The 14,165-nt window shown below is 72.7% G+C and carries 13 protein-coding genes, 1 tRNA gene and 1 pseudogene; 3 read left to right on the top strand and 12 right to left on the bottom strand.

The features are described from left to right. From M8J73_RS09270 to M8J73_RS09255, 4 genes and pseudogenes are all read right to left on the bottom strand, one after another. The gene (locus M8J73_RS09270) at window positions 1-627 is read right to left on the bottom strand and encodes a DUF4383 domain-containing protein (protein ID WP_055541951.1); all 627 of its coding nucleotides are present in this window, start codon (window positions 625-627) and stop codon (window positions 1-3) included. 83 nt (window positions 628-710) lie between these two features. Next, on the bottom strand, window positions 711-2,168 hold the full coding sequence (locus M8J73_RS09265) for a hypothetical protein (protein WP_249828453.1): 1,458 nt from the start codon (window positions 2,166-2,168) through the stop codon (window positions 711-713). Between the two features lie 113 nt (window positions 2,169-2,281). Then, entirely contained in the window at window positions 2,282-3,058 is a 777-nt protein-coding gene (locus M8J73_RS09260; RefSeq protein WP_249828452.1) for a DUF4097 family beta strand repeat-containing protein, read from the bottom strand. 159 nt (window positions 3,059-3,217) lie between these two features. After that, window positions 3,218-3,829: pseudogene (locus M8J73_RS09255) on the bottom strand (IS200/IS605 family accessory protein TnpB-related protein); the annotation flags it as partial. Between the two features lie 56 nt (window positions 3,830-3,885). Here M8J73_RS09255 and M8J73_RS09250 point away from each other — a divergent pair. Then, a tRNA-Val gene (locus tag M8J73_RS09250) sits at window positions 3,886-3,957 on the top strand. Between the two features lie 93 nt (window positions 3,958-4,050). Here M8J73_RS09250 and M8J73_RS09245 read toward each other — a convergent pair. The 3 genes from M8J73_RS09245 to M8J73_RS09235 form a co-directional block, all read right to left on the bottom strand. Beyond that, window positions 4,051-4,743 (bottom strand): hypothetical protein, encoded by a 693-nt coding sequence (locus M8J73_RS09245; RefSeq protein ID WP_249828451.1) that lies wholly within the window; start codon window positions 4,741-4,743, stop codon window positions 4,051-4,053. Between the two features lie 177 nt (window positions 4,744-4,920). Next, a complete protein-coding gene (locus M8J73_RS09240) occupies window positions 4,921-5,274 on the bottom strand; it encodes a DUF8825 domain-containing protein (protein WP_055541470.1) in 354 nt (117 codons plus the stop codon). A gap of 79 nt (window positions 5,275-5,353) precedes the next feature. Then, entirely contained in the window at window positions 5,354-6,145 is a 792-nt protein-coding gene (locus tag M8J73_RS09235) for an MBL fold metallo-hydrolase (protein ID WP_055541469.1), read from the bottom strand. A 213-nt stretch (window positions 6,146-6,358) separates the two neighbouring features. On the opposite strand from M8J73_RS09235, the gene M8J73_RS09230 reads away from it, so the two are divergent. Beyond that, window positions 6,359-7,288 carry a LysR family transcriptional regulator gene (locus M8J73_RS09230; RefSeq protein ID WP_249828450.1) on the top strand — a complete coding sequence of 310 codons (930 nt, stop codon included), beginning with the start codon at window positions 6,359-6,361 and terminating at the stop codon, window positions 7,286-7,288. Between the two features lie 79 nt (window positions 7,289-7,367). On the opposite strand, the gene M8J73_RS09225 is transcribed toward M8J73_RS09230, so the two are convergent. After that, window positions 7,368-8,279, bottom strand: coding sequence for a ketopantoate reductase family protein (locus M8J73_RS09225; RefSeq protein WP_249828449.1), 912 nt, complete (start codon window positions 8,277-8,279; stop codon window positions 7,368-7,370). A gap of 158 nt (window positions 8,280-8,437) precedes the next feature. On the opposite strand from M8J73_RS09225, the gene M8J73_RS09220 reads away from it, so the two are divergent. Continuing rightward, on the top strand, window positions 8,438-8,668 hold the full coding sequence (locus tag M8J73_RS09220) for a DUF2277 family protein (RefSeq protein ID WP_055538912.1): 231 nt from the start codon (window positions 8,438-8,440) through the stop codon (window positions 8,666-8,668). An 89-nt stretch (window positions 8,669-8,757) separates the two neighbouring features. Here the strand turns inward: M8J73_RS09220 and M8J73_RS09215 are convergent, their stop codons facing one another. From M8J73_RS09215 to M8J73_RS09200, 4 genes are all read right to left on the bottom strand, one after another. Next, the gene (locus tag M8J73_RS09215) at window positions 8,758-9,369 is read right to left on the bottom strand and encodes a DedA family protein (protein ID WP_055538911.1); all 612 of its coding nucleotides are present in this window, start codon (window positions 9,367-9,369) and stop codon (window positions 8,758-8,760) included. Between the two features lie 355 nt (window positions 9,370-9,724). Next, a complete protein-coding gene (locus M8J73_RS09210; protein ID WP_055538910.1) occupies window positions 9,725-10,177 on the bottom strand; it encodes a DoxX family protein in 453 nt (150 codons plus the stop codon). A gap of 83 nt (window positions 10,178-10,260) precedes the next feature. Further along, window positions 10,261-12,345 (bottom strand): FAD/NAD(P)-binding protein, encoded by a 2,085-nt coding sequence (locus M8J73_RS09205; protein ID WP_055538909.1) that lies wholly within the window; start codon window positions 12,343-12,345, stop codon window positions 10,261-10,263. A 167-nt stretch (window positions 12,346-12,512) separates the two neighbouring features. Then, window positions 12,513-14,153 (bottom strand): alkaline phosphatase D family protein, encoded by a 1,641-nt coding sequence (locus M8J73_RS09200; RefSeq protein WP_055538908.1) that lies wholly within the window; start codon window positions 14,151-14,153, stop codon window positions 12,513-12,515. Window positions 14,154-14,165: the final 12 nt, after the last annotated feature.

Here is a 14,165-nt window from a genome sequence, read left to right as displayed (position 1 = left end):
TCAGGAGCCCGTGCCGGCGCCCTCTCCGCCTTCGGTGAGGGCGCCGGCCCTTTTCCGCCTGCCCTCCTCGGTCTCGGCCCGCACCCGGCTCTCCCGCTCCGCCTGGGCGGGATGGCGGGCCCGCCAGTACGGGCTCTCGTGCGGCAGCGCCGAGCCGACCCTGCCGTACATCCCGAACGTCATCAGCAGGACACCGACGACAAAGCTGAACAGGACGTTCTGGATGCGGAAGGCGAGGAAGTTGGAGTCGGTGTCCAGCAGCGCCATGTTGCCGAAGCCGCTCAGGATGAACAGGACGCCCAGCGTCATGTTCAGCGTGGAGGCGAAGTTGCCGCCGATCACCATGCCGACGAGCAGCAGCAGCCCCACCGCGATCGACAGGACGCTCAGCGTGCCGTTCGTGTTCAGCCCCGCGACCTCGTCGCCGTGCGTGTCGAACCAGCCGACCTTGTCGATCAGGCCGAGGATGCCGAAGGCGACCAGGAACAGACCCATCAGGCCCGCCCCGACCCGGTAGACCCGGCTCAGCCGGTGGTCGACGGGCAGATGCTCGTCGATCTTGATCCGGCGCCGGGGACCCGCGTGCTTGCCCTGGGACCGCAGGGAGTGCGTGGCATGCGTGGCCATATCCGCCTCCTAGGCGTGAGCGGAGGCCTCCGTACCCCTTCAGCATCCGCCGGGGTGCCCCGGCGGGCAAACCGGCCCCGCCGTCAGGCGCTCCCGCCGCGCTCCTTGCGGATCTGGTCGACCACATGGGACACCGTCTGCCGCACGGACTCCGTCTCGGTCAGGAAGTGCCAGTAGTCGGGGTGCCGGCCCTCCAGCGTGGCGACCGCGCGGTCCAGCCGGGCCACGGAGTCGTCGAGCGGGCGGGCGTGCCGGGGATCGGGCGTGGAACGGCCCGCCATGGCGAGCCGCTGCGCGTCACGGATGGCGAACCGGGTGCGGTCGATCTCCTGCTGGGGGTCCTTCTGCACCGCGTTCAGCCGCCGCAGCCGGTCGCCCGCCGCGGAGACCGCCTCGTCCGTCCGGTTCAGCAGCGCCCGCACGGTCGACAGCAGCGCCGTCGCGTCCGGCCAGCGCTGCGCGTCACGCGCGGCCCGCGCCTCACGCAGTTTCAGCTGCGCCTGCTCGACATCGGCCGCGGCCTGGTCCGGCACCTGCTGGAGGTCCTGCCAGCAGGCCGCCACGAATCTGCGCCGCAGCTCGCTCAGCATCTGCGGCACCTGCCCCGCCCGGGTGCCCAGTGCCTCCGCGCGGGTCCGCAGCGACACCAGCCGGTGGTCGATCTCGGCGGCCTTCTCCGGCAGCCGCTCGGCCTCCGCCCGTACCGCCTCCGCCTCCCGCACGACCCGGTCGGCGCGCTCCAGCGTCTCCGCCACGCCATGCCGGCCGGCCCCCTGGTTGAGCTTGGTCAGCTCCGGGGCGAGCGCGGCGAGCCGCGCGGCGAGGTCGTCCGCCTTCAACCCCGACTCCCGTACGGCGTCCAGGGCGTTGGAGGCGGCGAGCAGGCCCTGCCGGGCGCGCTCCACGGCCGGGGCGAGCCGGGCCAGCTGTGTCTCGGCCTTGCCGAGCAGCGGGCCCAGCCCCTCGGCGAAACGGTCCAGCTCCTGCTTGACCCGCCCCAGCTCGTCCTTGGCGGCGGTCAGCTCGGTCCGGGCGCGGGCGGCGGCGGACGCCTCCAGGTCGTCCCGGTCGAGATCATGGGCGTCGACGGCGGCGATGTACCGGCCGCTGACCTCGTCGATCCGCCGACCGAGCGCCTCGAAGCCGGAGACCGCCTGGCGGGCGGCGGGGGAGTCGTCCACCGCGGTGATGGTCTCCATGGAGATCCGCAGGTCGCGTTGGGCGGTGTCCAGCTCGTAGAACGCGGCCGCCGCCGCGTCCTTCGCCGCCTGCGCCTCGGCCCGCTGCCCTTCCGCCCGCCCGCCGAACCACCGCCGGGTCCCGCCCCCGGCGAACGCGGCGGGCAGCGCCAGCGCGGCGAGCAGGGGCAGACCGAGGAGCAGGAGGGAGTCGCGGGCGGCGGAGCGCCGGGGGGCGCGGGGGGAGCGGGCGTGGCCGGGCCGCTGACGCGAGGGGCCGGCTGCTCGTCGTGGTGCACGGCTTTGGGGTTGTCGTGCGCTGGGCGCAATCGGCGTGTACGGCTCTGCTGGTGTCGCCGTCACATCCCTCTCCCGTGCTGTCATCCGCCCTGACCGGTGCCATTCTCCCACCGGTCAAGGACGAAAACACGGGCTGATCGGTTCAGGGACGAAATCGCCGGGGCGGGGGTGGGTGATCAGCCGGCGTTCCGTACGGTGACCGAGCCGTCCTCGGTGTGGGCCTTCACCACATGGGTGCTGCCGGAGTCACGGGGCACGGACACGGCCACGGAACCGTCGTCGCTCCCGGTCGTCACCCGGTACGCGGCCTCGCGGGGCAGCCCGATGGTGATGGAGCCGTCGTCGCTGCGGGAGTCCACCAGGTCGGGCACCGCGCCGAGTTCGAGCTTGACCGAGCCGTCCTTGGTGCTGGCCCGGACGCTGCGCGACTCGACGCCGAGCGCGTGCACCGAGCCGTCGTCGCTGTGCATCTCCAGCGGACCGCTGCTGTCGCTGACCCGCACCGCGCCGTCGGCGGTCCGGATCTTCAGCGACTGGGTGAACCCTTTCGCGCGCACGCTCCCGTCCCCGTCCTCCACGACGACGGCCACGCCGCGCGGCACCTCGATACGGTGCCTGGCGGAGCAGTCCGCGACGATGCCGGAGCACTTCAGCCGCAGCTTCAGCCGGTCGTCCTTCATCTCCCACGTCACCCGCGGGTCACCGCCGACCACGACCCGGCCCTCGAACCACCGGGTCACCTCGACCTCGTCCACGTCCGCCGCGACCAGTTCCAGCGCCGAGTCGTCCGAGTCGACGGTGAGCGTACGGCCCTGAAGGGCGAAGGCCCGGTGCTCCGGCTCCCGGTCGTCCCCGGCGTCCGCCCCGCACGCGGCGACGGACGCCATGAGCGCGACGGCGAGCCCGGCGACGGCCACCGTTCCCGTGCGTGACCTACGAGCCGTACGAGCCATGACGATCTCCCCCCGGGGCCGGTCTTTCCCATGTCCGCCGGCATCCGCCGAGCGTGCTTCGACCGTACGGAGCGGGGGTCTTCGGGCGGATCCGGGCCGCTCCCGGATCAGGGGTGGGGATAACCGTTCCTAAAGACTGAGCGGGAGCGGGTCCTGTTGTCAGGACTGATGCTCAGCCGGACGCCCCGAACGGTGTTGGGTGTCATGGTCGCCCGCTTTCGCTCCGCGTCCGGCGCGCACGGATCGTGTCCGTGGTCCGGGAACGCGGGGGCGGGTTCCCTCACACCCCGGGACACCTGGTGGGGCCTGGACGGTCCGATGCCCCGCACGATCACTCCGGTCGTGTGGGGGCGGTGCCGTCCGTCGCCGGACCGGGTGTCCCAGGGCGCGCCTTCCGATCGCCACGGCTGCCGCGTCGTGGCGGGTGGTCTTCCTGTTCGCAGTGGTGAGGGGTTGTTGCCAGTGCTGGGCGCCCCAGCGGCTGGTGTAGGCGGGATCGACGGCGACGACGGGAATGCCGAGTTCCGCCGCCATCGACACCAGCCGGGCCCGCAGCCTGGCCACGGGCATACCGGAGATCAGCCTGCGGAACCGCTTGCGGCGGCCGTGTTTCTCACGGGTCGTCTCGCCGGTGAAGTCGAGGTCCTCGACGGCGATGGCGAGGTGATGCCGGCGGGCCCAGTGCAGCAGGCGGATCAGCGCGTGCCGGACCTGGGCGTCGCGGTGGGCGGCGCTGCCGGAAAGGTCGTAGCCGAACCGTCTCGGTGCGCCGGGTTAACGGTTTGCGGGGCACGGCCCACGGCAATGTAGGCTGTCGACTCGTACTCGGGTGCGTAGCTCAGGGGTAGAGCGCCTGCCTTACAAGCAGGATGTCGGCGGTTCGAAACCGTCCGCGCCCACCGACCGGCAGGACCGGTGGACGGCTGTGCGACGGCCCCTCGAAGACTCTTCGAGGGGCCGTTCTCATGCTCGGTCCGTGGGGTGTGCCTGTGTCAGTCCCAGCCGCCGAGAAGGCCGGCGTTGGCCTGCGCGTGGCAGATGTTGTAGTCGCCGGACGCGTGCGCCTTCTCGGTGTGCCCGTCGACGGTGACGGAGCAGTTGATGTCCCCGGAGCCCTGGAGCTGGGCCATCACCGTGTAGTACAGGGCCTCGTCGTCCAGCGGAAGGGTGGCGGTGAACTTGCCGTTCTTCCAGGTGCCGGACCGGCTGTCGCTGTCGGACCCGTAGGTGATGTCGAGCGGGCCGAGGACGCCGTCGGGGGCGGTGCCCCACACCTTGAAGGTGACGACCTGCTTCTTCGGCTTCGCGGGCTTGTCGGCCTTCTTGGGTTCCTCCGTCTTCTCGGATTTCTCGGACTCCGGGGTCTTGCTCGGCTCGGGGTCGGCCGCGGGAGCGTCGTCCTTCTTCTTCTCGGCCTCGGTGCCCTTGTCGTCGTCGGTGCCGACCGTCGTGCCCTTGCTGGTGCTGCTGGAGTCGCCTCCGACCATCGCGCCGATGGCGCCGAGGATGACGAAGAGGACGAAGACGCCGAGACAGCCGAGTCCGACGATCATGCCGACGGGCGTCTTCTTCGGCGGCGGAGGCGGTCCGCCCCATCCGGGCTGCTGCGGGTACTGCGGTTGTGGTGCTCCCCAGCCTGGCTGCTGCGGTCCCCCGGGTCCGGGCTGCGGGTACTGCTGGCTCATCTCGCCCCCCTGGCGTGATTTGTGCGTGAGGGGCGAATGTAGTTGATGTGTGAACGGTGTAAAGGCTTCGCGATCATTCTGTGACACATGGGGTGACCCGGAATGGCGTAGGCCCGCGCGGTGGCGGGCCTTGGGTGGATCGCGACAGGGTGCGGGAGTTGTTCGAAGTCACCGCTGTCAGGCTCCGTCCTCCGGGGACTCCTCCCTCGTCTTGCGGGTGTGTTTCAGCAGGCTTCGGGCCGTGACGCGTTCCTCTGTGGCCAGCTCTGCCCAGAAGCGGTGGCAGCTGACGAACACCGCCAGTTCTCGTTCGCGTTCGCGGAGCTTCTCGACCTCGGCCTGTTCGTCGGGTGTCCAGCCGGGGGAGGCGGGGCGCTCGATCTGCCGCCAGCCCTTGTCGTCGCTGAAACCGTCCAGGGGCTCGACGGACCAGGGCAGCCGCTTCAGCAGTGCCAGGAGCTCGGCCCGGACCTGATGCAGCTCCTCCTGGCCGGCGAGGAGGTCACTGGGGAAGTCATAGGTCTTAGCCACACGACAATGCTACGCCTGTTCGATTTTATGATGCGAGTTCCTTCTTCCGCTTCGAGGGCGGTGTCATTCGAACGGGTGACTACACACTGATCTCGGCAGCCGTCCCCAGGGGCAGCCAGCGGAAGCGGTCGCGCACGTCGGCCGGCGCCGAGGCCAGATGCCGTTCGATCGCCGCCCGGTTCTCCCGGAAGTGGTGCCAACCCTCGTAGTGGACGGGGAGGACCGTGCGCGGTGTGAGGCGACGGCACAGCTCCACCGCCTGAGCGGCCGTCATGCTGTAGCGGACCGGGCCCGTCAGCGGGAAGCGCACGCCGCCCAGGTGCAGCAGCGCGGTGCCCACCTTCAGGCGTCCCGCGACGCTCCGTACGCCGTCGTGGAGGACGGTGTCCCCGGAGATCCACAGCACGCCGTGCTGCTGGCCCGTCCAGTGCAGGGCGAAGCCGGTGACCTCACCGGTGAGCGGTCGGGACAGCGGCGGTCCGTGGCGGGCGGGGGTCGCGGTGACGTCGATCGTCGTGCGTCCCGGCCCCTGGAGGCGGGTGGTGCTCCAGGGCGCCAGGCCGCGGGCGTTGCCGCCGAGTCGTCGCGCCCCGGACGGCGTGGTGAGCACGGTGCCCGCGGCCGGCAGCAGGGCGCGTCCGGCCGTGTCGAGGTTGTCGCCGTGGTGGTCGTGGGTGAGCAGGACGGCGTCGACCGGCGGCAGGTCCGCGGCGGCGAGGGCGGGGCCGGCCGTCTTGCGGGAGGAGGTTCCCCAGCCGAACGAGTAGCGGCGCCCCGGCGGATCGAAGGTCGGGTCGGTCAGCAGCCGCCAGCCCCCGGCCTCGATCAGCGCGGTCGGGCCGCCGATGTGCGTGACGCGGACGTTGGTCATGCGGGGATCCTTTCCTCTGTGGGCCCTTCCGGCTTCCCTACCGGTGTGGCCCGGGACGGCCGGCACGGCGACCGTCCCGGCCGTCCCGGGCGGGTCGGCGGCGGATCGTACGTCGCCGCCGCGGGCCCGCCCGAGGAAGCCGGGTCCGCGCGGGGTGCGGCGGTGCGCGGTCCCCCAAGCTCTCCCTTGGGTCTCTTCGGTATCTTCCCCTCCATGACCCTCGATGATCTGCGTGTCTTCGTCGCCGTGTGCCGGGCCGGGAGCCTCAGCGCGGTGGCGCGGGAGCTGGGCTGTACACAGTCGGCGGTGAGTCAGCATGTGCGGCGACTGGAGCGCGAGGTGGGGGTCGGGCTGGTCGAACGGCAGGCCCGCGGTGTCGTGCCCACGCGGGCCGGGCGCGTGCTCCAGGAAGCCGCGGCCGAGGGGATCACCGGGCTCGATCTCGCCCTGCGGCGGCTCGCCGAGATGGTGCGGGGCGACGGCGGCGTCGTACGGGTCGCCACCGGCGGCACGACCGTGCGCCACTTCATGGCGCAGGGCATCGTCGACTTCCGACGGTCGTACCCGGACGTGGGACTGGAGTTCCAGACCGTACGGTCCAGCGCCGGCTGCGTCGACGCGCTGGGCGATCCCGCGCGCGACCTCGACCTGTCCTGGGTCACCCTCGGGCCCGCCGTCCGCGGCATCGAACAGCGGGCCGTCGTCGAACTCCCCTGGGTGCTCGCCGTACGCGCCGACGACGAACTCGCCGGGCGGGAGCGGATCGACGCCGGGGAACTGGACGGGATGCGGCTCATCGGGCTGCCGGAGAACTCCACCTCCTACGCCCATCTGGACGCCGCGTACCGGGAGTTGGGCATAAAGACCGGCCCGTCCGGTGCCGGGGTCGCCGACTGGGACACCGCGATCCTCCTCACCGAACTCGGGGTCGGCCACGCCGTCGTCCCCGCCCTGCCCGGCTGGACCGGCCCCGGCCACCCCGGCCTGCGCTTCGTCCCGGTCCCCGATCTGCCGCCGCTCACCGTCGGCTGGGCGGTACGGCGGTGGGACGCGCTGTCGCCCCCGGCCCGGGCGTTCGCCGACACGGTCGCCCGGCACGCGGTGCGCGTGGGAGGAGCGGTGCGGCCGGCGTCCGAGGGGTGAGGGGGGAGAACTCGGGGGCAGGGGTGAGTGGCGGGCTCACTCATGCTCAGTTCACAGGAACGGTGAGGTGGTGGGTGGCTCAGTGGCCCGCCGCCCTCAGGTCCGCCACCACCCTTGCCGCCACCGGGGCCGGTACGCCGTGGCGTTCGGCGGCGCGGAGCAGTGCGCCGCCGATCGCGTCCAGTTCGAGCGGGCGCCCGGACTCGGCGTCGCGCTGCATCGACGACTTGGTGCCGGGCGGGAAGGCGTCGTAGCGGCGTACCGCCTCGGCCGGGTCCACGGGCGCGCCGACCGCCGCGCTGACCGCCGCCGTCTCCTCGACCAGGGCGGTCAGCTCCTCGCGGTGGCGGGTGCGGATCTCGCCCAGGGGCAGGCCGTAGCGGGTGGTCAGCAGGGCGAACGGGGCCAGGAACGACATCTTCGACCACAGCACCGCCGTCTCGCCGCGCAGCAGCCGGGTGCTGATGCCGGACCATTCCAGGGCCCCGGCAAGGGAGTTGAGGCGGTCGGCGGGGGCCTCGTCGCCGGTCAGGTCGACCTCCGCGAAGGGGCTGCCGTGCGCGATGACGCCCGGCGTGACCCTGGTCGACTCGACACGGATGGTCGCCGGGGCGATGGGGACGGTGTCGCCGTAGTGGGCGCGCAGGGCCGCCGGGTGTTCGACGCCGTTCAGGAACGGGACGACGAGGGTGCCGGGGGTCAGGGACGAGGCGGGGAGGCGGTCCAGGGCGGGGCCGAGCGTGGTGTGCTTCACGGTGAGGAGGGCCGCGTCGACCGGTTCGCGCAGTTCGGCGGCGGTCTCCACGCGGGCGGTGAAGTCGCCGAAGCGGGCACTGGTGACGCTGATGCCGTCCTTGTCCAGGACGCGGGCCGTCTCGTCCCCCGCCAGGCAGATGACGCGGTTGCCCGCACGGGCCAGGAGCGCGGCGAGCAGGCCGCCCACCCCGCCGGGTCCGAGTACCGCCACGGTGAGCCGTTCGTTCGTCGACATGGTCCCCTCGTCTCTGCGTCGCCCTCGTCGGTCGGCCGGCGGCCTCCGTGATGATCACAAGGGGGCAGGGTGGAGTCAATCCTCGGGGAAACTTGCCGATACCCAAGGATTTGCTTGATGCCGAGGTGGGAGCGGGGCGGGCGCGGGAGACTGGGCTCATGTGCCGAAGCATCAAGACTCTGCGACCGCCCGCGATCCCCGAGGAAGCCACCGAGGACGACATCCGGGCCGCCGCCCTGCAGTACGTCCGCAAGGTGTCCGGTTTCCGCGCGCCCGCCGCCCACAACCGTGAGGTGTTCGATCAGGCGGTGGAGGCCGTCGCGGCCGCCACGGCGGAGCTGCTGGCCGGGCTGGAGGTACGGGGCGCGGCGGCCCGCCGGGCCGGGTAGGTGCGACGGGCTGGGTAGGTTCGGCGGACCGGGTAGGCGTGACGTCCGCACCACGGCGGGCGCCCTGACCCGCTCGGGTCCGCCGGCCCTCAGCCGGTGGTCCGTGGCTGCCGCATGAAGTACGCCGCCGCCGCGCCCGCGCCGAAGAGGGCGGCCAGGGAGACCGCCGCCGCGAGCCAGGTGGGACCCAGCCAGTGGGCGCCGAGGTAGCCGAGGGCGACGCTGTAGCCGGCCCACGCGAGGCCCGCCAACGCGGACCAGGGGAGGAAATCGCGGGCGCGGTGACGGGCGGCGCCCGCGCCGAGCGAGACGACCGAGCGGCCCGCGGGGGCGAAGCGGGCGATGACGACCAGCAGGCCGCCGCCCCTGGCGAGCGCCGCGCCGAGACGTTCCTGCGCGGTGGTCAGGCGCCGGGAACGGGCGATCGCGCGGTCCAGGCGCGCACTGCCCGCCCAGGCCAGGCGGTACGCCACGAGGTCGCCGAGGACGGACGCCGTGGCCGCCGCGAGCATCAGGACGAGCACGTCGGGGACGTCACGGGGCATCGCGCCCGCCGCCGTCTCCGCCGCGGCAGCCGTGGCCGCCGCGACGACCAGGACACCGCTCGGCAGGACCGGCAGGAACACGTCCAGCACGATGGACGCGGCCACGACGGCGTAGATCCATGGGCCGGCGGTCAGCCAGCCCAGACTCTCAAGCACCGAGCACTCTCCTGTTGTCCCCCGACATCACGGTGATCCCGTGATAACCGAACAGCGTACGCCCCGCGTACGACAGAGGGCCCACAGGGGCTCGTGTGTCCGTCATGGACGGTTCATCAGAGTCGGTGCGTACGACCGGAAGAAGCCGCGGACGGGCCGGGGGAGGAGAGGGGGGCGCCGACTCGGGAGTGCGTGCGCGACCGCCGGGGGCGTGTCGCGCCCCCGGCGGTCCGGTGCTGCCGTGGCGGTGAGGAGACCGGTGCTCTCCGACCCGACTTCGTGCCTCACGGCTCGGTGTCGGTGTCGGCCTCGGTGTCCGTGTCCGTATCGGTGTCGGCCTCGGAGTCGGTGTCGGTCAGGCCGCCACCGGCTCCCGCTTGCTCGCCTCCCCGTTCTGGGCCGTCGAGCGCTTGGCGATGAACCTGTCCAGGCCGAGCGCGCCGGAGCCGGTGAAGATCAGGAGGAACATGGCCCAGCAGTAGAGGGCCGAGAGCTCGCCGTTGTTCTGTACGGGCCACAGGGCCTCTGGCTGGTGGACCTTGAAGTACGCGTAGGCCATGGCGCCCGAGGCGATGAACGCGGCGAAGCGGGTGCCGAGGCCGAGGAGGACCAGGCTGCCGCCGACGAGTTCGATGACGGCCGCGTACCAGCCCGGCCAGGATCCGGTGGCGGCGGTTCCGCCCTGGCCGTCGACGCCGCCGAGGACGCCGAAGAGGCTCTTGGCGCCGTGGCAGGTGAACAGCAGTCCGACGACGATGCGGAACAACCCGAGGACGTATGGCTGGGCGCTGTTGAGGCGTCCGGTCATGGGGGGTGACTCCTTCGGTATCACCCGGTCCGGAGGGACCGGTGGGGACGGGATTACCGGCGGGTCACTCCAGTTATGCACTGCTACTCGATAGTTACAAGTTCAACATCTGGCCAGGTCCTTACCTCCGCTTGGTCGGATTTTCCCCCCGTTACCGCGCGTAGAACGGCTCGTGCCACCGCATCCGCGTCCGAAAGAGTGACCGAATCCACGCCAGGTCGGGCTCCCGCGGCGGTCACCCAGTGCACCCCCTCCGTCGGCACGCCGAGAGCGAACCGCCTCTCGTGCGGCACCCCATGACGGTCTATCAGGTGATACGGGCGGGATGTCACGTCCAGCCCGCCCGTCTCGTGCCCGTCCACCCGGTGCGGGCGGCACGCGCCCTCCCGCAGCAGCCGGGCGAGCAGTTCGTCGGCCGTCCGGCGCACGTCCGGTTCGGGCAGCCGTGCCTCGATGAGCGTGGTGACCCGGACGTCGGAGCCCGGCACCTCGGGGGAGTGGGCGAGCCAGCCCCCGTCGTCCTGCCGTACCTCCAGGCCGGGGCCGAGGACCGTCAGGACGCCCGCCTCGATCAGCGCGGTCATCTCCTCGATACGGCTGCGGGGCGGGCCGATGGAGAGGAAGGCGTTCAGGGGGGTGTACCAGCGGTCCAGGTGCTCCCGGCGGGAGTCGCCGGTCAGTCCGCCGTGGTCCACGATCAGCCGCAGCTCGTTGCGCAGGTCCCGCAGCACGTCCAGCGCGGCCTTCTCCGGGCCCGCCACATTGCCGAGCGCGGCCCGCGCGGCATCCTCGCGGAGGTGGGCGAGCAGCCAGGCCCGCCAGGCCCCCGCATCCGGGAACGCGAGCCCCGCGTAAGGGCGCGAGACGCGCTCCCAGGACCAGCGGTCACGCTCGGGCACCCCGAACTCGTCGAGGACGGCGGCCTCTTGGCGGCTGCGGTGCGGAGCGGCCAGGAACCGCTCACGGAAGGTGTCGTCGCCCGCGGTCCGCTCGCCGGAAGCCTGCTCGCCCGCAGTCTGTTCACCCGTCGCCTCCTCGCCCAGGCGTCGCCTCAGCGCCTCGTAGTAGACCGTCTCCACCTCCTTCGCCACCAACGGCCATATCTCCGCGAGGAAATCCGGTGCCTCCCCGGAGTCGGCGCGCTTGCGGAAGCCGGCGATCACCTCGGGGGTCAGGACCAGCGGCACATGGCGGCCGTAGGGGCCTTTGGCGTTGTCGCCGCGCGCCTGGTAGGGCACTCCGCGCCGGGAGCCGGCGTAGAGGCGGGGCTCACGGCCCGAGGGGAGGTAGCGCGGCGACCGGGCCCGCCGGGCGCCCGGCCCCAGCTCGTCCTCGTCCCGCACGTCGTCCTGCTCGTCGTCCCGCACGTCCTCGTCCCGGTCGTACACGAAGCGGCCGCCGCGGCCCGTTGTCAGCAGGGCCATGTGGTCGAAGAAGTTGAGGCCGAGTCCGCGCAGGAGGACGGGTTCGCCGGGGGCGAGGGAGGAGAGGTCGAGGTCGGCCGGGTTGGCGGGCGGGAGGTGGCGCAGACCGTGCCGGGCGGCGTACGCGGTCGTACGGCGCTCCTCCTCGTCCGGGACCGTGGGCAGATGGCCCTGGGCGAGGACCACGGCGGCGAGGTCGGTGAGGACGTGACCGGTGGCGAGGGTGAGGCGCTGGCTGCCGTCGGGCGCGTCGTCGAGGCCGACCGCGCGGGTCCGGTGCGTCCGGATCCGGAGCGCGGGCGGCGCGCCCCGCACCACCTCGGCGAAGACCCACTCCAGGTAACGGCCGTACTGGGCGCGGGTCGGATAGTCGTCGGGGCCGGGCGCGGGCGGGCCGCCGGGGTCGGCCCGGCCGGCGGCCCACTCGTAAAGGCTCGGCCCCGGACGTATCGGACCCGAGCAGTCCACGCTCTCGTCGGTGAACAGGGTGACCTGCGAGGCCACGGTGTTCATCAGCAGCCGCGGGGACTGGGCGGTGCGCCACACCTGGCCGGGGCCAGGCGGGGCCGGGTCGACGACATGGACGGTCAACCGGATCCCGGGGCGCAGCAGTTCGGGTGCTGAGGCGCAGAGCCGTTCCAGGACGCTGGTGCCGCGGGGGCCGGCGCCGACGAGAGCGACGCCGATGTCACTGATCCCTGGCAACTCGGACAAGGGGGGAACTCCCGTGCATGTGGGGCGCATCGTGGGGCGCGGTGCGGCGGACCGCCCGACAGGAAGCGGACGGTCCGCCTCATCATGCCGCCGGACGGCACGCGAACGGAGCACTGAAACCCTTCAGGGCACCGGGTGTGGGATGCCTCACGCGCATCCCGGACAACAGGGGTGGCAACCGTGTCCAATGGCGGTATTCAGGGTGTGAGTGCCGACTCCGTGACCGTCTCCAGACGGGCCTTCCCGCCCCGTCGGGCCCGTGCCTGCTCGAACCGCAGCCGGGCCGAACGGCCGCGCAGGGTCAGGGTCATGAGCTGGTTGCCGAACCAGGGGCCGCCCGCCTTGTGCCAGTCGATGGACGGCCGCCGGCTCCGCCCGTGCCGTCCGAGCCACCGGCCGATCGCCCGGCCCTTCCGGCTCCAGCCGAAGTGGAAGCCCAGTTTCATGGACAGTGGGACGGAGTTGTGGACCGGGGAGCAGGTGAGCTGGAGGACGCGGGCGTCCGGAACGGCGGGGGCGTCGGCGGGCCAGGACGGCTGGGCGATGTAGGCGTGGTGCACGTCCCCGGAGAGCACCAGGACGGTCGCCGGGGCGCCGTCCCCCGAGCCGGCCTCGGCCGTCAGCGCGGTCAGCTCCTCGAAGGATTCCGGGAACGCGGCCCAGTGCTCCAGATCCGCCGCCCGCCGCACCTTCTCCCCGAACCGCGCCCAGCGCTCCCCGCGCACGCCCTGGCACAGCGCCGCGTTCCACGCCTCGGCCCCGTGCACCAGGTGCGGCAGCAGCCAGGGCAGCGAGGTGCCGATGAGGAGGTGGTCGCACGAGCCGGGGTCGTCCAGCGCCTGCTCCCGCAGCCAGGCGGCCTCGCCCGGGTCCAGCATCGACCGGTTCGCCTCGTCGAGGACCCGCGCGGCCCGGCTGTCGAGCATCAGCACGCGGACGCGCCCGAAGTCCCGCCGGTAGCTCCAGCGGACCGAGGCCGGGTCCCGGTCCGCCTCGGTGGCGTGCGCGCGCAGGATGTCCGTACCGTCCGGGACGGCGCGTACGGCTGCGTGGACCGGGTCGGCGGCCAGTTCGGCGGGGGTGAGGTTCCCGAGGTGCTGGTGGACCCAGTACGACATCAGCCCGCTCAGGATGCGCTCCTGCCACCAGGGGGTGTTCCGCATGTCGGCGAGCCAGGAGGCGCTGGTGTTCCAGTCGTCGATGACGTCGTGATCGTCGAAGATCATGCAGGTGGGCACGGTGGACAGCAGCCAGCGGATGCCCGGGTCGAGCCAGGACTCGTAGTAGAGGTGGGTGTACTCCTCGTAGTCCGCGACCTGGGCGCCCGGCGGTTCCCGCAGGTCGCGGCGGGAGGCGAGGTAGGCGCGGGTGGCCTTGGAGGTCTCGTCCGCGTAGACCTGGTCGCCGAGGAGCAGCAGGACGTCGGGGCGCTCGTCGCCGGCGGCGATACGGGAGGCCAGCGCGTCCAGGGCGTCCGGGCCCACCGGGTCGGGGTCGCCGTGGGGCGGCGCGGCCCAGCGGCAGGAACCGAAGGCGACGCGGACCGGGTCGCCGCCGACCGGGGTGTGGATCTCGGAGGGCGGGAAACGGGAGTCGGGCAGGGGCCAGACCGGGGAGTCGTCGAGGAGGACCTCGTACGACGACACCGTGCCCGGGGTCAGGCCCGTCACCGGCACCAGCGCGTAGTGATGGCCGGCGATCTGGAAGGTGCGGGCCGTGCCGCCCCCGCCGCCGGCGCAGCGCACCTCGGCCGTGCAGGGGCGGCTCGTCTCGACCCAGACGGTCGCGGTCGAACCGTCCACGTATCTCAGCAGTGGGCCAAGGCGCAGCTCCGCCATCGGCGATCACCC

The organism is Streptomyces neyagawaensis (assembly GCF_023516595.1).
Lineage (GTDB): Bacteria > Actinomycetota > Actinomycetes > Streptomycetales > Streptomycetaceae > Streptomyces > Streptomyces neyagawaensis.
The sequence above is the reverse complement of the archived record's forward strand: the minus strand, read 5'-3'. Positions and strand labels throughout refer to the sequence as shown.